Source organism: Oceanimonas baumannii, from assembly GCF_002245495.1.
Lineage (GTDB): Bacteria > Pseudomonadota > Gammaproteobacteria > Enterobacterales > Aeromonadaceae > Oceanimonas > Oceanimonas baumannii.
Map to the genome: position 1 here is coordinate 1 of NZ_NQJF01000010.1, position 16,148 is coordinate 16,148.

General features: G+C 57.3%; 18 protein-coding genes. 7 read left to right on the forward strand and 11 right to left on the reverse strand.

Translation table 11 applies throughout. The features are described 5' to 3' along the window. The first annotated feature begins 497 nt into the window (after nt 1-497). Nucleotides 498-1,034 carry a gamma carbonic anhydrase family protein gene (locus B6S09_RS12340; RefSeq protein ID WP_094278803.1) on the forward strand — a complete coding sequence of 179 codons (537 nt, stop codon included), beginning with the start codon at nt 498-500 and terminating at the stop codon, nt 1,032-1,034. Nucleotides 1,035-1,305: 271 nt separating this feature from the next. On the opposite strand, the gene B6S09_RS12345 is transcribed toward B6S09_RS12340, so the two are convergent. After that, nucleotides 1,306-1,566, reverse strand: a complete 261-nt coding sequence (locus B6S09_RS12345) for a DUF1488 family protein (RefSeq protein WP_094278804.1) — start codon at nt 1,564-1,566, stop codon at nt 1,306-1,308. After that, nucleotides 1,563-2,387: a shikimate dehydrogenase gene (aroE, locus tag B6S09_RS12350; RefSeq protein WP_094278805.1), complete on the reverse strand. Its 825-nt coding sequence runs from the start codon at nt 2,385-2,387 to the stop codon at nt 1,563-1,565. Before aroE ends, B6S09_RS12345 begins: the two co-directional genes overlap by 4 nt. 157 nt (nt 2,388-2,544) lie before the next feature. Here aroE and hdfR point away from each other — a divergent pair, with 157 nt between their 5' ends. Next, nucleotides 2,545-3,396, forward strand: coding sequence for an HTH-type transcriptional regulator HdfR (gene hdfR / locus B6S09_RS12355; RefSeq protein WP_208321747.1), 852 nt, complete (start codon nt 2,545-2,547; stop codon nt 3,394-3,396). Here the strand turns inward: hdfR and hemF are convergent. From hemF to B6S09_RS12385, 6 genes are read right to left on the reverse strand one after another with little or no spacing between them, the layout of a single operon-like run. Next, nucleotides 3,393-4,301 (reverse strand): oxygen-dependent coproporphyrinogen oxidase, encoded by a 909-nt coding sequence (gene hemF / locus B6S09_RS12360; RefSeq protein WP_094278807.1) that lies wholly within the window; start codon nt 4,299-4,301, stop codon nt 3,393-3,395. The two genes, hdfR and hemF, sit on opposite strands and share 4 nt — an antisense overlap. 23 nt (nt 4,302-4,324) lie before the next feature. Next, nucleotides 4,325-4,888 (reverse strand): L-threonylcarbamoyladenylate synthase type 1 TsaC, encoded by a 564-nt coding sequence (tsaC, locus tag B6S09_RS12365; protein WP_094278808.1) that lies wholly within the window; start codon nt 4,886-4,888, stop codon nt 4,325-4,327. A 33-nt stretch (nt 4,889-4,921) separates the two neighbouring features. Then, nucleotides 4,922-5,464 (reverse strand): DNA topoisomerase family protein, encoded by a 543-nt coding sequence (locus tag B6S09_RS12370; protein ID WP_094278809.1) that lies wholly within the window; start codon nt 5,462-5,464, stop codon nt 4,922-4,924. A gap of 48 nt (nt 5,465-5,512) precedes the next feature. Then, entirely contained in the window at nt 5,513-5,986 is a 474-nt protein-coding gene (locus B6S09_RS12375) for a DUF494 family protein (protein ID WP_094278810.1), read from the reverse strand. Between the two features lie 2 nt (nt 5,987-5,988). Further along, a complete protein-coding gene (gene dprA, locus B6S09_RS12380; RefSeq protein WP_094278811.1) occupies nt 5,989-7,086 on the reverse strand; it encodes a DNA-processing protein DprA in 1,098 nt (365 codons plus the stop codon). Continuing rightward, nucleotides 7,067-7,870 (reverse strand): hypothetical protein, encoded by an 804-nt coding sequence (locus B6S09_RS12385; RefSeq protein WP_094278812.1) that lies wholly within the window; start codon nt 7,868-7,870, stop codon nt 7,067-7,069. The genes dprA and B6S09_RS12385 overlap by 20 nt, the downstream gene beginning before the upstream one ends. Nucleotides 7,871-8,000: 130 nt before the next feature. Between B6S09_RS12385 and def the strand changes: the two genes are divergently transcribed. The 5 genes from def to B6S09_RS12410 are packed head-to-tail and all read left to right on the forward strand — an operon-like array spanning nt 8,001 to nt 13,626. Then, the gene (def, locus tag B6S09_RS12390; RefSeq protein ID WP_094278813.1) at nt 8,001-8,510 is read left to right on the forward strand and encodes a peptide deformylase; all 510 of its coding nucleotides are present in this window, start codon (nt 8,001-8,003) and stop codon (nt 8,508-8,510) included. 20 nt (nt 8,511-8,530) lie between these two features. Further along, on the forward strand, nt 8,531-9,475 hold the full coding sequence (gene fmt, locus B6S09_RS12395; RefSeq protein WP_094278814.1) for a methionyl-tRNA formyltransferase: 945 nt from the start codon (nt 8,531-8,533) through the stop codon (nt 9,473-9,475). 25 nt (nt 9,476-9,500) lie between these two features. After that, nucleotides 9,501-10,796, forward strand: a complete 1,296-nt coding sequence (gene rsmB / locus B6S09_RS12400; RefSeq protein ID WP_094278815.1) for a 16S rRNA (cytosine(967)-C(5))-methyltransferase RsmB — start codon at nt 9,501-9,503, stop codon at nt 10,794-10,796. Continuing rightward, complete coding sequence (gene trkA, locus B6S09_RS12405; protein ID WP_094278816.1) at nt 10,793-12,169, forward strand: Trk system potassium transporter TrkA; 1,377 nt, start codon at nt 10,793-10,795, stop codon at nt 12,167-12,169. The genes rsmB and trkA overlap by 4 nt, the downstream gene beginning before the upstream one ends. 11 nt (nt 12,170-12,180) lie before the next feature. Continuing rightward, the gene (locus B6S09_RS12410; protein ID WP_094278817.1) at nt 12,181-13,626 is read left to right on the forward strand and encodes a TrkH family potassium uptake protein; all 1,446 of its coding nucleotides are present in this window, start codon (nt 12,181-12,183) and stop codon (nt 13,624-13,626) included. Here the strand turns inward: B6S09_RS12410 and rmuC are convergent. From rmuC to B6S09_RS12425, 3 genes are read right to left on the reverse strand one after another with little or no spacing between them, the layout of a single operon-like run. Beyond that, the gene (gene rmuC, locus B6S09_RS12415) at nt 13,601-14,962 is read right to left on the reverse strand and encodes a DNA recombination protein RmuC (protein WP_094278818.1); all 1,362 of its coding nucleotides are present in this window, start codon (nt 14,960-14,962) and stop codon (nt 13,601-13,603) included. The two genes, B6S09_RS12410 and rmuC, sit on opposite strands and share 26 nt — an antisense overlap. Continuing rightward, nucleotides 14,959-15,198: a hypothetical protein gene (locus B6S09_RS12420; RefSeq protein WP_094278819.1), complete on the reverse strand. Its 240-nt coding sequence runs from the start codon at nt 15,196-15,198 to the stop codon at nt 14,959-14,961. Before B6S09_RS12420 ends, rmuC begins: the two co-directional genes overlap by 4 nt. Continuing rightward, nucleotides 15,195-16,112: a PfkB family carbohydrate kinase gene (locus tag B6S09_RS12425; RefSeq protein WP_094278820.1), complete on the reverse strand. Its 918-nt coding sequence runs from the start codon at nt 16,110-16,112 to the stop codon at nt 15,195-15,197. The genes B6S09_RS12420 and B6S09_RS12425 overlap by 4 nt, the downstream gene beginning before the upstream one ends. Nucleotides 16,113-16,148: the final 36 nt, after the last annotated feature.

Below are 16,148 nucleotides of genomic sequence, written 5' to 3' on the forward strand. Positions count from 1 at the left end.
GCCTGCCGCCAGCGTTCAATCTGAGCCATGATCAAACTCTTCAATTAAAGATTTGATGCTCAATGAATATCTGAATTGCTGCTATTTCTAGTGCACTTCACAAATCATTGAAAAACAATATTTTTTGTTTCTCAATCGACTGCGAGTGCCCACACAGTTTGCTTGATAAATTGTTAAAGAGCGTGACCGCTTTCGCTGGTCAGGGCTGCGTATTCTACGCAACTCTTGGTGTTCGTCAAGCGTTGATTTGAACTTTGTTTTGTTCGCTTTCAACGTTTGTGACCGTTGGCGTGTTGCCCCGTGTCAGTGGGTGCGCATTATAGGGAGCCGCGGATTTTGCGCAAGGGCTTTTTTGATAAAAACACGCCCTTTATCACCAACCGCTCAACAACCCAGCAAAACCACACGTTAACCACAGAGTTATACACAGAAAATGCACTTTTTTCTGCGTTCCGGTACTATATTGCGCTTGCCACCCCCAATACAGAGACAAAGTCATGAAACCATTAAAGGCCTATAAGGATATTGTTCCCACTCTTGGCGAACGCGCGTTCGTGGAGGAATCTGCCGTAATCTATGGTGATGTGCAGCTGGGGGACGACAGTAGTATCTGGCCACTGGTCGTAGCCCGGGGAGACGTAAACCATATCCGTATTGGTGAACGCACTAATATTCAGGATGGCAGCGTACTGCACGTCACCCGCAAGAGTGCATCACTTCCCGATGGTTTATCGCTGCTGATCGGCAATGACGTCACCATCGGGCACAAGGTAATGCTGCATGCCTGCACCATTGGCAATCGGGTACTGGTAGGTATGGGTGCCATTATTCTGGACGGAGCCCTGGTGGAAGATGATGTGATAATTGGTGCCGGCACCCTGGTGCCGCCGGGTAAACGGCTGGAATCAGGCTTTTTGTATTTCGGTTCACCGGTACGCCAGGCCCGCCCGCTGACCGAGGAAGAAAAAGCCTTTCTGCCCGAGTCGGCCGACAACTATGTACGCCTGAAAAATGAATATCTGCAGCAGAACTGAAACGTCATGCGGAGTATCTGCGCAGTTGTACTCCGCCGACACACTTCAAACCTGTCGCTTCAGGAAGCTTCGACATTATCAGTGCGCTGCCAGTCAGTATCAAACTTGCTAAGGAGAGCAAAGGGTGTCTGCTTCGCCGTGACCTTTGCGCCAGGGATGGCGCAAAGGAGCCCTCATAGATGGGTTTACGGCATGTAGTATAAGCAGTCCCCTTTAACTGACGAGGTGCACAGTTCCGCAAACGATACTATTTGCAACTAAGATACAACCCTTACAGGCTGATGCTGCCATCCGGCGCAAAGGCTTCTGCTTCTATGCGCTCGCAGACCAGCTCTTCAATATCGAAGCGCACCTGCTCAAAGGCCAGTATGGCACTGGCTTCATCGGGCAACTGCTGGCCGGCCAGGTGCTCCAGCCGGTGCTGAGTAATAAAGCAGGGCACCTGCCGCCCCTGCCAGTGAGTACTGAACACCAGCCGCTGCTCTTCGGGCTGCCAGTAAACTTCGTCGCCAACGATAATGTCCTGATTCATCTTTCCTGCTCCAGCCTGGCTCTGAGCGCCTGCATTACCGGCTCCATCTCGGGACGTACACCACGCCAGAGATAAAAGCTCTCTGCCGCCTGCCCTACCAGCATACCCAGACCGTCATAACGGTGGGTAACTCCTTGCTCGGCCGCCCAGCACATAAAAGGAGTGTCTTCCTTGCCATACATCATATCGTAGACGCGTGTGTTCGAATGACAAAGGCTGGCTGGCAGACTCAGCCGCTCTCCCTGCAAGCTGGCAGAAGTACTGTTGATGATAAGATCAAATGCCCCATGCAGCCCCTCAAGTGGTTGATGGGATACCGGCCCCAGCCCGGCAAAGCGTTTTGCCAGCTCTTCGGCACGGGCGTGGGTACGGTTGGTGACAATCAGTGCTGCTGGCTGCTCAGCCAGCAGCGGGCCCATCACACCCCGGGCTGCGCCACCGGCACCCAGTAACAAAATGCGCTGCCCCGCCAAGGGCACACCCAGTCGCTTGAGATCCATCACCAGTCCGGCACCGTCGGTATTGTCGGCAAACAAACGGCCATCTTCCTGCACCTTGAGGGTGTTAACCGCTTCCGCCAGCATGGCCCGTTCACTCAGCACATCGGCCACCGCCAGCGCATCGGTTTTAAAAGGCACAGTCACATTGCAGCCAAATCCGCCCTGTTGCACAAAGTCCGCCAGACCGCCGGCAAAGTTATCCAGTGGCAACAACAGCCGTTCATAGCTGAGAACCTGCCCGGTCTGCTCGGCAAAGGCCTGATGAATAAAGGGTGACTGGCTGTGGGCAATAGGATTGCCAATAACGACATATCTGTCCATGATGATTCTCGACTGCAAACAGGATGAAACCGGAGTATGCCGGCCACAGTGATGTGGAAAGTTGGGATTATCTTGCCACAAATGATGTTTTTTTGGTTGCATTAGCTGCCAAAACGAATAGATTTTGCGCTAACGAACAAAATAACTGTGGTTGGCCTTGGATACCGAACTTTTAAAGACCTTTCTGGAAGTGTCACGCACCCGCCACTTCGGCAAGGCAGCAGAGCATCTTTACCTTACCCCGTCAGCGGTCAGCTTTCGCATTCGTCAGCTTGAGAGCCAGCTGGGTGTAACCCTGTTCACCCGGCTGCGCAATAATATTCAGCTGACCTCATCGGGCGAAGCACTGATCCCCCATGCCGAGTCTATGCTGCTGGCCTGGGCCCGGGCTCAACACGAAGTGGCGCTTAGCGAACGACAAACCCAACAACTGGCCGTAGCCGGCACCGCTAACCTGTGGGATGCTTACCTACAGGACGGTCTGCACCGGCTTTACTGCGAGCTGCCGGCCTTGTCACTCAGAGCTGACATTCGCACCCCAGAACAAATGACCCGGGCACTGCTGAGCCGCACCCTGGATCTGGCCTTTCTCACCGATCCGGCCCGCATTGAAGGTGTGCGCCACATTGCCACTCACACCATGGAGTTACAGCTGGTATCCACCTATCCGGGTCTTGATGCCGCCCGGGCCATGGCCCAGGACTATATTCGTATCGACTGGGGCACCGCTTTTAATACCCAGCACGCCAAGCTGTTCAACGCCACTACGCCTCCCCTGCTGCATACCGGCTCGGTACGGATAGCCCTGGAATACCTGTTGCATCATGGTGGCAGCGCATTTCTGCCTGGCTCCATGATCCGGCAATACCAGGATCAGGAACGCCTGTTTCTGGTGGATGACACTCCCACCATCAGCCGGGAAGTGTATGCCGCCTTTTTGCCTGGCGGCGAGCGCCAGGCATTGATCGACAAGGTGATCGAGCTGTTCGGTGCGGAGGCTGACGCTTAAACCCAGTCCCGGGGAACCAGGTACTCCTGCAGCCTGGCTTCGGCAGTACCCTCCCCTGGTTGCCAATTATATTCCCAGCGTACCAGCGGCGGCATCGACATCAGGATGGACTCGGTACGGCCACCAGTCTGCAAGCCAAACAAGGTGCCCCTGTCATACACCAGGTTGAACTCGACATAGCGCCCGCGCCGGTAGAGCTGGAACTGGCGTTCGGTATCACCGTAAGGCGTGTCTTTGCGCCGCTTGATGATCGGCAGGTAGGCGTCCAGGTAGCCCTGTCCCACTGCTTGCATAAAGGCAAAACACTGCTCAAAGGTCCAGTCATTGAGATCATCGAAAAAGAGGCCACCCACACCACGGGTTTCGTCTCTGTGCTTGAGGTAAAAGTACCGGTCGCACCATTCCTTGTATTTGGGATAAACATCCTCGCCAAAGGGCTCACACAAATCTTTGGACACTTGATGCCAGTGCCGGCAGTCTTCCTCTATTGGATAGAAAGGGGTCAGGTCAAAACCACCACCAAACCACCAAACCGGATCGGCACCTTCCTTCTCGGCAATAAAAAAACGTACGTTGGCGTGACTGGTGGGCACATGGGGGTTACGTGGATGGATCACCAGCGACACACCCATGGCTTCAAAGGAGCGACCGGCCAGCTCGGGCCGGTGAGCCGTAGCCGACGCAGGCATGGCGGCACCATGTACATGAGAGAAGTTGACGCCGCCCTGCTCAATCACTGCACCGTCCCGCAACACCCGGCTGCGGCCACCACCGCCCTCTTCCCGGGTCCAGCTGTCTTCCACAAAACGGCCGGAGCCATCGGCCTGCTCCAGCTGACGGCAGATATGGTCCTGAAGTTCGAGTAAAAACGCTTTTACGGCGGCAGTATCCGGTTTGGTACTCATCATGATTCCTTATTGATATACAGTCAGGCCGGACGCAATACAGCACCGGTGATGCCATCGCGAATCAGCGAAGGGTTGGCTCGACCGCCGGTGTCTCCGGGTAAAATATAATCCAGTTCATTACCCAGGCTGTCAGTCAACTCAGCACAGCTTCGAGCCGGCTCCTGACCACTTTTATTGGCACTGGTCGATACCAGCGGCTTGCCATAAGCCAGACAGAGATCATGAGCCTGAGCATGATCAGTGACTCGCACTGCCAATGAATCGAAACGCCCTTTCAGCCACTCTGGCACCTCAGGTCGGGCCGGAATAATCCAGGTGTAAGGCCCGGGCCAGCTGGCCAGAATCACTTCCAGGCGGCCTTCCGGCAACCGGGTCAGGTCCAGATAAGGCAACAGCTGACTAACGTCGGCAGCGATCAGCACCAGCCCTTTGTCGATCGGGCGCTCCTTGATGGTCAGTACACGTTGCACCGCTTCACCGTTATCAGGATCGCATCCAATGCCAAATACTGCTTCCGTGGCATAACCAATCACACCACCGTTCTCCAGATGTTCAACGGCGGTAAAGAGCACTTGCTGAGTCATTGAAACTGAATTTCCTTCTTGAATAAAAACCGCTTATTGCTGATAACCACAGCCTTTTTGAGGGCAACATAACCGGCCTTTACGCTCGGTTAAAATGCCAAAGCCACAGTCAGGGCAGGTTTTGGCCACCGGCTTATCATTGATAATATAGCGGCAACCGGGATAGGCATCGCAGGCGTAAAAACGCTTACCATAACGGGAGGTACGGGCCACCAGGTGCCCTTTACTGCATACCGGACAGGCCGGATCGCCGTTGCCCTGGTCGTTGATATCGGCCACATAATGACAGGCAGGATAATGAGAACAGCCGATAAAGAGTCCGTAACGCCCCTTGCGAATAGCCAAGGTATGCCCACATAAAGGGCAAACGCTGCCTTCAAGGGGTTTCTCTACGTCATCGTCATGCTCAATGACCTTGAGCGGCCGCAGATAATCACAATCAGGATAGGCCGAGCAGCCAAGAAAGGCACCATGCTTGCCATGGCGCAACTGCAGCGCTGCGCCACAACGCGGACAGGCCTCGCCGGGCTGAGCCGACGGCAGACCACTGAACAGACTGGGATCGATTTTCGACATGCCGCGCCTCCGAATTCACTGACGTGAAGTCTACCAGCGCGGCCGGGTTCAGTGAACCACTCCGTCGGGTTGTTCAAACAGCAGGTCTTCCAGCTCATGATAAGCCGACTCACTGCCGGGCACATTGAACAACACCATCAGAACCACCCACTTGAGATCGTCCAGTTCAATCACCGGTGAATCCAGCTCCATCACCCGATCGATAACGATCTCCCGGGTTTCAGCATTCAACACCTTGATCTGTTCAAGGAACAGCAGAAAACCGCGACCATCGGTATCGAGCTTGTAGAGCTCTTCCGGGGTGTAAATACGAAACGAATCGGGAGCAGAACGCGCCCAGGAAGGAGGCTCATCCGCCTCCTGCAGCTCGGCCAGACGTTCCAGCCAGGCCAGCGCCTTAAGGATCTCTTCCTTGCTGAAGCCCGCGTCAGTCAGTTCTTCGGCGAGTTCATCCTGATCCACCATGGTGTCTACATCTGCATGGATGTAGGTCTCGAACAAGTACATCAGTACTTCGAACATGATCAGCTCCTCCTCGCTCTGACATAACCTCCGGGCACGGATTCCACCCAGCCAGCCAGTTCCAGCTCGACCAACCGGGTTAGCACCTCATGCACCGGCTGCCGGCAACGTTCCGCAATCACATCCGGTGCCGTTGCCTCTAAACCTACGGTATCCAACAAGTCCGGATAAGGCAATGATTGCTCCGTGGCAGTATCGTGAATTTTGACCGCCGCCGCAGAGAAACCCGCCAGTTCCTCGAGCACATCGTCAGGACTGCATACCAGTTTGGCTCCCTGCTGGATCAGCTGGTTACAGCCTGCCGCCTGTGGGTTCTGGCGCGCACCAGGTACGGCAAACACCTCCCTATTCTGCTCCAGAGCAAAGCGGGCAGTAATCAGAGAGCCACTGCGTTCTGCCGCCTCCATCACCAGTACCCCCAGACTGAGGCCACTGATAATCCGGTTACGACGGGGAAACTGAAACGCCTGGGGCATGTCCCAGGGATAACACTCCGAAATCAGCACCCCGCCACTTTCCACTATCTGGCGGGCCAGACGGACATGGCGCTTGGGATGGCATTGTGCCAGTCCGGAACCGAATACCGCCAGGGTCACGCCGCCGGCATCCAGGGCGGCCTGATGGGCAAGCCCGTCAATGCCCATCGCCAGCCCGGAGGTGATCGCCAGGCCCGCGGCGATCAGCGGCGGCAGCAGCATACGGGTATTTTCCTTACCGACGTAAGAAGGGTGGCGACTGCCTACTACCGCCAGCTGTGGCAGATGCAGCACGTTCACATTGCCTTCCACAAACAAGAACAAAGGCGCAGCAGATAGCCGGTTCAGCTGCTCGGGATACTGGGGATCCGCACGCGTCAGAATATGCCGGTCAGGTCCGGAATGAAGCCACTGTAACACTTTCTCCAGCAATTCCTGCTGCGAAGCCAGCAACTGAGTACGCAGGGCTTCATTGATATCAGCTTCACTCAGACATCCGGCATCGCTGCAGCCTGAGCCAAGGCGCTGCCACAGTTTCCAGCCGCGCACCGGTCCCAAACCCGCAGCCTGTTGCAGGGCAAGCCAGGGCAGCAACGAATGCGATTCAGAAGCTGAGTTCGTCATATGCCGGTTCACCCAACTCATCACCCGCCCGCACCGTCTCCCGGCTGTCAATCACCAGAGCGGCACTGGCATGCTCACGAGTCTGAATGAGCATCACACGGGCCACCGCCAGAGAGGGCAGTACATCAGCCGGCCGGAATACGTCATACAGATGCCCTTCACGCACTCCGTCTCGCCGGCCCTTGTTAAGCCATACCACATCATAGGGGATCGCAACCGACCCTTCGTGGCCGATGGCCAGCACCCGGCCAGCGGCCAACGCCGGTCCGGGCACGGCGTCATAAACAGCGGACGGCTCTCCCCTGGCAGACCAAGGCAGCAACAGGTCTCCGGCCCGTATGTCCCGGCTAAGACTATTAATAGCAACGCCTGTCAACTCGGGTTGCAGTTGTGCCCTGGCGGTAACCATACCGGTCAGCATAATCCTGTGCCCGTAGTGAGTTTGAGTGCGTTCATCAACCAACTCTCCCATGTCCCGGTATACCCCGTACTGTTGCCCGAGATGCAGCCGCCCACGCACATAGGCCTGCTCCCCGTTATGCAGCAAAACCCGTTCATGACGGCTGCGCAGTAGCCTGGGAGCGGCACCGGTCTCTGCGACCGTCAGCAACTGAAAGTGTTTAAGGGCCTGAGTCACTGCAGATAATGCAATGGGAACACTGCCCGGCATACTCTGCTCCGGAGGCGACACCTCCGCATCAGGCCCCGGTGCAACACCCGCCTGCACTGCGCCACACGCTGTCAGCCATATGCCGGTTAACAGCCACTTTCCCGGTTTCATCATGTCAGACGCCTTATGGACGAACTGTTCCGGTTACCAGTATCACCTGCCGCGCACGACCGACTGTTGCTGATTTTCTTGTTGCAAATGGCTAAAATACTGACAGAACCGAATACAGGAAAATTATGTAGTTATGGCCAGAGTATTAGAAGTATTACGCTTTCCCGACGAGCGACTGCGCACCGTTGCCAAACCGGTAGACACCTTTACCCCGGAGTTACAGACCATTGTAGATGATATGTTTGAGACCATGTACGCCGAAGAAGGTATCGGCCTTGCAGCCACTCAGGTCGACATTCATCAGCGGCTTATTGTGATTGATGTATCCGAAGACCGCGAAAACCCGCTGGTCCTGATCAACCCGGAAATTCTGGAATCGCATGGCAGCACCGGCATTGAGGAAGGTTGCCTGTCAGTGCCCGGTGCCCGCGCCCTGGTTCCTCGAGCTGAAAAAGTCAAAATCCGTGCTCAGGATCGCAACGGCGAGCACTTTGAGCTGGAAGCAGACGATCTGCTGGCCATCTGCATTCAGCACGAGATGGATCACCTGATGGGCAAACTGTTTGTCGACTACCTGTCGCCGCTCAAGCGCCAGCGTATTCGTCAGAAAATGGAAAAAATGGTCCGCCAGGAACAACGTTGATTTACCGCTAAGGACGTCTTTTGAGCAAACTCAACCTCGTTTTTGCCGGCACTCCCGATTTCGCAGCCCGCCACCTGCAGGCACTGCTGGACGCCGGCCACAATGTTATTGCCGTTTACACCCAGCCCGACCGCCCCGCCGGCCGGGGCAAGAAGCTGACGCCCAGCCCGGTGAAAATAACCGCCGAGCAGGCCGGCCTGCCGGTATACCAGCCCCAGAGCCTGCGTCACGAAGAAGCTCAGGCCGAACTGGCCGCCCTGGATGCCGATCTCATGGTGGTGGTGGCCTATGGCCTTATCCTGCCGCAGGTGGTACTTGATACGCCGCGACTGGGCTGCATTAATGTACATGGCTCCCTGCTGCCCCGCTGGCGCGGTGCGGCCCCCATTCAGCGCGCTATCTGGGCCGGCGATACCGACACCGGCGTTACCATCATGCAGATGGACAAGGGGCTGGACACCGGTGCCATGCTGTATAAGGCGAGCCTGTCTGTCGAACCCAGCGACACCTCCGCCAGCCTCTATGAAAAGCTGGCCGGACTCGGTCCCCAGGCGCTACTGCACACCCTTGAACAGCTGGCCAACGGCACCGCTGTGGCCGAGCCGCAAAACGATGCCGAGGCCAACTACGCCGAGAAACTGAGCAAGGAAGAGGCTCGCATCGACTGGACCCTGCCTGCCGGACAACTGGAACGCTGCGTGCGCGCCTTCAATCCCTGGCCGGTAAGCTACTTTATGGTCGCAGAGCACAATATCAAGCTGTGGCAAGCCGAGGTGCTGACTGAAGCCACCTCAGCGGCTCCGGGCACCATTCTCGCCGCTGGCAAAACCGGTATTGATGTCGCCACTGGCGAGGGCGTGTTGCGTTTGATCAGCCTGCAGCCTCCGGGCAAAAAAGCCATGAGCTGTCAGGATCTGCTTAACGCCCGCAAAGACTGGTTTGTCCCCGGTACTCAATTGCCCTGATCACCGCCCACATTAAGAGAACGCCATGAAAACTCGCGCCGCCGCGGCCAACATTGTTCACAGGGTGATCAATCAGGGTCAGTCCCTGTCAGCCCTTTTGCCCCGCTATCAGCAGGAGGTGGCCCCCAAGGATCGTGCCCTGCTGCAGGAGCTGTGTTTTGGCACCCTGCGCTGGTACAGCCGTCTCGATGCCATCGCCAAACAGCTGCTGGAAAAACCGCTCAAGGGAAAATACCAGCCGGTGCACGCCCTGCTGCTGGTGGGACTGTACCAGCTGCTGTATACCCGCATTCCGGCCCATGCTGCGCTGGCAGAAACCGTTGCCGCCTGCAAGCGGATCAAGGCCGATCCCTTTAAAGGCCTGGTGAATGGTGTGCTGCGCAATGTGCTGCGCCAGCAGCAGGAACTGGAAGCAAAAGTCGACGCTCTGCCTCAGTTGCAGCAGGCCCACCCCAACTGGCTGATGAAGCGGCTGCAACAGGCCTACCCGGAACAGTGGCAAGCCATCATGGCTGCCAACAACCGTCACCCCCCCATGTGGATTCGGGTAAATGAAGGCCACCACAGCCGGGACCAATATATGTCCCTGCTGGCCGACAATGGCATTGAGGCCAGCCCGGATCCATTGGCCGCCCAGGCCCTGCGACTGGCGCGCCCGGCAGACGTGTCCACCCTGCCCGGGTTTGCTCAAGGCCACTGCTCGGTGCAGGACGCCGCCGCGCAAATGGCAGCACAGTTGCTGGACGCACAGCCGGGCGAGCTGGTGCTCGACGCCTGCGCCGCCCCCGGAGGCAAGACCGCCCATATTCTGGAGCGCCAGCCGGCGCTGAGCCAGCTGGTCGCCATCGACATGGATGCCGACCGGTTGCAGCGGGTAGATCAAAACCTGGAGCGCATCGGCCTGACCGCCACCGTGCTGCAAGGCGATGCATCCCGCCCCGAAGACTGGTGGCAGGGCCCACCATTCGATCGCATTCTGCTGGATGCTCCCTGCTCTGCCACTGGTGTCATCCGTCGTCATCCCGATATCAAGTGGCTGCGCCGGCCCGAAGACATTGCTCAGCTGGCTGCACTGCAGTCGCAAATTCTCGATACCCTGTGGCAACAGCTTAAGCCCGGAGGTATGCTGCTGTACGCCACCTGCTCCATTTTGCCCGACGAAAACCGGGAGCAGATCAAGGCCTTTCTGGCCCGCACCCCGGACGCGGTGCACCAGCCCCTGCATGCCGGCGATACGGTGGCACAGCCGGGCTGGCAATTGCTGCCCGGGGACGATGAGCGGGACGGTTTCTATTACGCCAGGATAGCGAAACAGGCATGAAAATCATCATTCTGGGGGCCGGCCAGGTAGGCGGCACCCTGGCGGAAAACCTGGTGGGTGAGAACAACGATATCACCATTGTTGACACCAACACCGAACGCCTGCGCGAACTGCAGGACAAATACGACTTGCGGGTGGTCAACGGCCACGGTGCCTATCCGGCAGTACTTCGTGAAGCCGGAGCCCAGGATGCGGACATGCTGGTCGCAGTAACCAACAGTGACGAAACCAACATGATCGCCTGTCAGGTCGCCTATTCCTTGTTCAACACCCCTAACAAGGTAGCCCGCATCCGCTCGCCGGAATTTCTGGCAGAGCGCGAGCGGCTGTTTATGAATGAGGCTATTCCGGTCGACAACCTGATCGCCCCCGAGCAGCTGGTCACCGAGTATATTTACCGGCTGATCCAGTATCCGGGAGCCCTGCAGGTCGTCGACTTTGCCGAAGGCAAGGTCGGCCTGGTAGCAATCAAGGCCTATTACGGCGGCCCCCTGGTCGGCAATGCCCTCTCTACTCTGCGGGATCATATGCCCAGCATCGATACCCGGGTAGCGGCCATTTTTCGTCAGGACAGACCCATTCGTCCTCAAGGCACCACCATCATTGAAGCCGACGATGAGGTCTTTTTTGTGGCTGCCAGCGGTCATATTCGTGCCGTCATGTCGGAGCTGCAACGGCTGGAAAACGACTACAAACGCATCATGATTGTGGGCGGAGGCAACATCGGTGCCGGCCTGGCCAGACGGCTGGAACGAAATTATTCGGTTAAACTGATTGAACACAGTCCCAAACGGGCTGAGCAGCTCTCAGAAATGCTGGAGCACACCATGGTGTTTTGTGGTGATGCATCTGATCAGGAACTGCTGATTGAAGAGCATATCGACCAGGTTGACGTATTTATTGCCGTCACCAACCAGGACGAAGCCAATATCATGTCGGCCATGCTCGCCAAGAAGATGGGGGCACACAAGGTGATGGTACTGATCCAGCGCGGAGCCTACGTCGATCTGGTGCAGGGCGGCACCATAGATGTGGCCATCTCGCCCCAGCAGGCCACCATCTCAGCGCTGCTGACGCATGTGCGTCGGGCCGATATCGTCAATGTATATTCCTTACGCCGGGGCGCAGCAGAAGCCATTGAAGCCATCGCCCACGGCGACAGTACCACCTCTCGGGTAGTAGGCCGTATGGTAGGAGAGCTGAAGCTGCCACCAGGCACCACCATCGGGGCCATTGTGCGGGGTGATGAAGTGCTGATTGGTCATGATAAAACCGTGATTGAACAAAACGACCACGTGGTGCTGTTTCTGGTCGACAAAAAGTTTATTCCCGAGGTGGAGCGGCTGTTCCAGCCCAGCCCCTTCTTTTTGTAAACGAGGCTGCCATGTTCAACCTGCGCCCCATCGCCTTCATTCTCGGAATGGCGTTGTCAAAGCTGGCGCTGTTTATGTGGCTGCCCACCCTGCTTGCACTCACCGGCCGCAGCCCAGGTTTTGAAGAGTTTCTGCAAGCCACTCTGCTCACTCACGCAGCGGCACTGGGGCTGCTGGCCTGGGGCCGGCGCGAGCAAATACGGCTCAGGGTCAAGGAGATGTTCCTGCTCACCACCCTGGTATGGCTCACGGTCTGTGTGTTTGGTGCCCTGCCCTTTGTGTTTATCAGCCATATCAGCTTTACCGATGCCTTTTTCGAAACCATGTCGGGAGTCACCACCACCGGCTCCACCGTGCTTTCGGGGCTGGACGACATGCCGCCGGACATACTGCTGTGGCGCTCCATCCTGCAATGGCTGGGCGGTGTGGGCTTTATCGTGGCAGCGGTGGCGGTACTGCCCTATCTCAATGTGGGGGGCATGAAACTATTTCAGACCGAGTCTTCGGACTGGTCAGATAAAAGCGCCCCCAGAGCAGCCACCATGGCCAAACGCATTGTGCTGCTCTACCTCGCACTCACCGTCCTGTGCAGTCTGGGTTATTATGCCCTGTCGGACATGAATGCCTTTGAGGCCGTCAATCATGCCATGACCACATTAAGCACCGGCGGCTACTCGACTTCCGACAGTTCCATGAACCATTTTACCCCGGCAGCTCACTGGGTAGGCACCCTGTTCATGTTCATCGGCGGCCTACCCTTTCTGCTGATGGTTTCCAGCCTGCGACACCGAGAGCTGGGCCTGTTCCGGGACGCCCAGGTTCGTGGTTTTTTCTGGCTGGTACTGGCCACCGGGTTCATTCTCAGTCTGTATCTGTGGGGCACGGATCGCTACCCCTGGCCGGACGCCATTCGCATCAGCCTGTTCAACCTGGTATCGGTGATCACCACCACTGGCTATGGCCTGGAAGACTTCGGTACCTGGGGACCGTTTCCGCTGGTGCTGTTCGCCCTGCTGATGCTGTGCGGTGCCTGCTCCGGCTCTACTGCCGGCGGTTTCAAGATATTCCGGCTGCAGGTGGGCATGGCACTGTTCCGCCGTCAGCTTTATCAGCTGATGCACCCCAGAGCTGTGTTACCGCAACGCTACAATGGCCGTATCGTCAGTGACGATATCGTGCGTTCTCTGATCACCTTTATTTTCGGTTACATCGCCACTATGGTGCTGCTGGCACTGGGGCTGAGCCTGATGTCATTACCACCTCAGGTAGCCATTACCGCGGCAGTGACCGCGGTGGCCAACGTCGGGCCGGGCATCGGAGAACTGATCGGCCCCACCGGCAATTTTGCTACTCTGCCCGGTGCTGCCAAGTGGCTGCTGGCACTGGGCATGCTGATGGGCCGGCTGGAAATTCTGACCGTCGCCGTACTGCTTATTCCGGGGTTCTGGCGCCACTAAGGCGTACCGGCACATCCGGTGCCGCTGAGCTCGCCACCTCCCGCAGGTGCTCAGGCAAGGGTTTAACCACCTCGACTCCCAGCTCACGAAAGGCTTCAGCCTGACGCACCAGGTTGCCCCGCCCCTGACTGAGCCGTTTCATCGCCCGCTGATAGCTGTCATCGGCACGCCGCAGTGACGCCCCTACCGCTTCCATATCTTCGGTAAACAGCCGTAATTTTTCATAGATTTTACCCGCAGACTCGGCGATACGCCGTGCATTCTGGTTTTGCCGCTCAACCCGCCACAGGTTCTCTATGGTACGCAATGCGACCAGCAGGTTGGTCGGGCTGACCAGCAGAATATTATGGTCAAGGGCATATTTCACCAGCCCGGGTTCGTGCTCGACCGCAACCAGAAAGGCCGGTTCCACCGCCACAAACATCAGCACATAATCCAGGGTTTTGACTCCCTGCAACTGGTGATAATCCTTTCGGCCCAGCTCGCGGATATGGCCCCGCACCGATGCCACATGCTCACGCAGAGCCTGTTCACGATCAGGCTCGGTTTCCCCGTTGAAATAACGCTCATAGGCGGTAAGCGATACCTTCGCGTCAATAATGATGTCCTTGTCCTGGGGCAAGTGCACGATCACATCGGGCTGGTAGCGCTTGCCGTCAGCATTGCTCAGGCTTTGCTGGGTGCTGTATTCATGCCCTTCACGCAAGCCAGACTCGGAAAGCACTCGTGACAACACCACCTCGCCCCAGTTGCCCTGCTGCTTGCTGTCCCCTTTCAAGGCCCGGGTCAGGGCATTAGTGTCGGCGCTCATCTGCCGGTGCAGCTCGGCCAGGCGTTCAATTTCAAATTTCAGACTGTGGCGCTGACGGCTCTCGTCGGCATAGGTTTCCTGCATATTGCGACGGAATCCTTCCAGCTGCTCACGCAACGGCCCGAGCAGCGCATCCAGGCTGTTCTGGTTCAGTTCACGCAGGTTATGAGTTTTCTGTTCAAAAATACGCTGAGCCAGGTTTTCGAACTGCTGCTGCAGCCGGGCTTCACTGGCCTCAAACTCGGCCTGCTTTTCTGCCGCCCACTGTCGTTCCTGGCGCAGCAGGGTCTCATATTCCTTAAGACGGCCGTTCATTTTCAGCACCAGCTGCTGCTGCTGCTCCAGACGCTGACGGGTTTCCTGCAACTCGGCGGTGCGCTCTGCCAGCGCCTCTTGACCGTGCTTGCCCTGCTGAGCCGCCAGTTGCAGGCGAGCCCCCATGGTCAGTCGGGTCAGCCCCCAGCCAGCCAGTACCGACAGTACCGCCAACCCCATTGGCCAGTATGATGGCAGCCATTCTGTCATCGCCATTTCCGCCGCATAATCAGAGAGACAACACGACGATTAAGCCGCCACCATAACAACACATACAAAAAATACAGAGAGACCAGCATCCACTTATGATGGTTGACGCCATTGTCAAACTCGCTCAGGGGCATCCCCGTCAGTTCCACATAGCCAAACACCAGCAACGGAAACATCAAAAATACCGACCAGCGCCAGCACCCCGCCAGCACGCTGATAAAAAAGCTGTCATTCACTCCGGCCGAACTCCGTTAGCTTTATTTTTCATAAGCTTATCAGTGGCAGGAGCAGAATTCAGCTCACCGGCAAGATAATGGCGCAACCGTTCGGAGGGAATGGAAGACGATGATGACAAAGTGCATGCCGCCCAGTGACCGGCTTCGGCCAGACATTCACTCATTGAAGCCCCGTTAACCAATGCATGAATAAGACCGCCGGCAAAGGCATCACCAGCCCCCGTGGCATCGACCACATCTACTGTAGGGGCAGGTACATAAAGACGCAGCCCGGCAGAAATGGCTTCGGCACCCTGCTCTCCGTGGGTCAGCACCAGCCATTCCAGGCTGTCTCCGGCCAGGCTGCGGGCATGCATCCAGGGATCGGTGACGTTCCCCAGATCGGCAGCAGAAGCGATCATAATCCGGCACGGACGAGGCCAGGGCTGACGTGGACACTGGCTTACAACCAGGCTATGAGCATTCATGGCCGTCATATACTCTGCCACTTCCGCCCCTTCGGTGTTCACGTAAAGGCAGTCAACCGGCTCCCCGGGCAACCTGGCTGGCAATACCGGTACCCGGGCCTCACGCAGAATTGTCCGCTCGCCCAGGCTGTCGACCAGCACCAGCAGCTCGCCGGTAATGCCCTCAAACCGCTCCACGTAATCGAGATTGAGGCCAAGCTCCATCGCCTGCTGTAGCAGCCAGTCTCCGGCCTCGTCCCGGCCCACCCGGGAGACCGGCATCACTTTGTGGCCGGCCCAGCACAAACCAACCCCCGTATTGGCTGCCCCGCCGCCAAGCCGCCGCCCGTCATCCCGGTAATGTAGCCGGCCTCCGGCAGTCAATGGCATGTCCAGCTGCAGCACATGATCACAGTTAAGGTTGGCCAGCAATATCATGCTCTTGCGGCCAGTGTTTACTTCCGGCATGGTCACTCCTTATTGCACGAGCCCGCATCTTACCGC

What these genes read in the sequence shown, in the direction of transcription:
- tsaC (WP_094278808.1), bottom strand. Translation starts at nt 4,888, where the DNA reads ATGACTCAGCAAGTGCTCTTTACCGCCGTTGAACATCTGGAGAACGGT.
- rmuC (WP_094278818.1), bottom strand. Translation starts at nt 14,962, where the DNA reads ATGACAGAATGGCTGCCATCATACTGGCCAATGGGGTTGGCGGTACTG.
- B6S09_RS12375 (WP_094278810.1), bottom strand. Translation starts at nt 5,986, where the DNA reads ATGTTCGAAGTACTGATGTACTTGTTCGAGACCTACATCCATGCAGAT.
- B6S09_RS12370 (WP_094278809.1), bottom strand. Translation starts at nt 5,464, where the DNA reads ATGTCGAAAATCGATCCCAGTCTGTTCAGTGGTCTGCCGTCGGCTCAG.
- B6S09_RS12385 (WP_094278812.1), bottom strand. Translation starts at nt 7,870, where the DNA reads ATGATGAAACCGGGAAAGTGGCTGTTAACCGGCATATGGCTGACAGCG.
- hemF (WP_094278807.1), bottom strand. Translation starts at nt 4,301, where the DNA reads ATGAGTACCAAACCGGATACTGCCGCCGTAAAAGCGTTTTTACTCGAA.
- B6S09_RS12410 (WP_094278817.1), top strand. Translation starts at nt 12,181, where the DNA reads ATGTTCAACCTGCGCCCCATCGCCTTCATTCTCGGAATGGCGTTGTCA.
- aroE (WP_094278805.1), bottom strand. Translation starts at nt 2,387, where the DNA reads ATGGACAGATATGTCGTTATTGGCAATCCTATTGCCCACAGCCAGTCA.
- B6S09_RS12340 (WP_094278803.1), top strand. Translation starts at nt 498, where the DNA reads ATGAAACCATTAAAGGCCTATAAGGATATTGTTCCCACTCTTGGCGAA.
- rsmB (WP_094278815.1), top strand. Translation starts at nt 9,501, where the DNA reads ATGAAAACTCGCGCCGCCGCGGCCAACATTGTTCACAGGGTGATCAAT.
- B6S09_RS12345 (WP_094278804.1), bottom strand. Translation starts at nt 1,566, where the DNA reads ATGAATCAGGACATTATCGTTGGCGACGAAGTTTACTGGCAGCCCGAA.
- def (WP_094278813.1), top strand. Translation starts at nt 8,001, where the DNA reads ATGGCCAGAGTATTAGAAGTATTACGCTTTCCCGACGAGCGACTGCGC.
- B6S09_RS12425 (WP_094278820.1), bottom strand. Translation starts at nt 16,112, where the DNA reads ATGCCGGAAGTAAACACTGGCCGCAAGAGCATGATATTGCTGGCCAAC.
- trkA (WP_094278816.1), top strand. Translation starts at nt 10,793, where the DNA reads ATGAAAATCATCATTCTGGGGGCCGGCCAGGTAGGCGGCACCCTGGCG.
- dprA (WP_094278811.1), bottom strand. Translation starts at nt 7,086, where the DNA reads ATGACGAACTCAGCTTCTGAATCGCATTCGTTGCTGCCCTGGCTTGCC.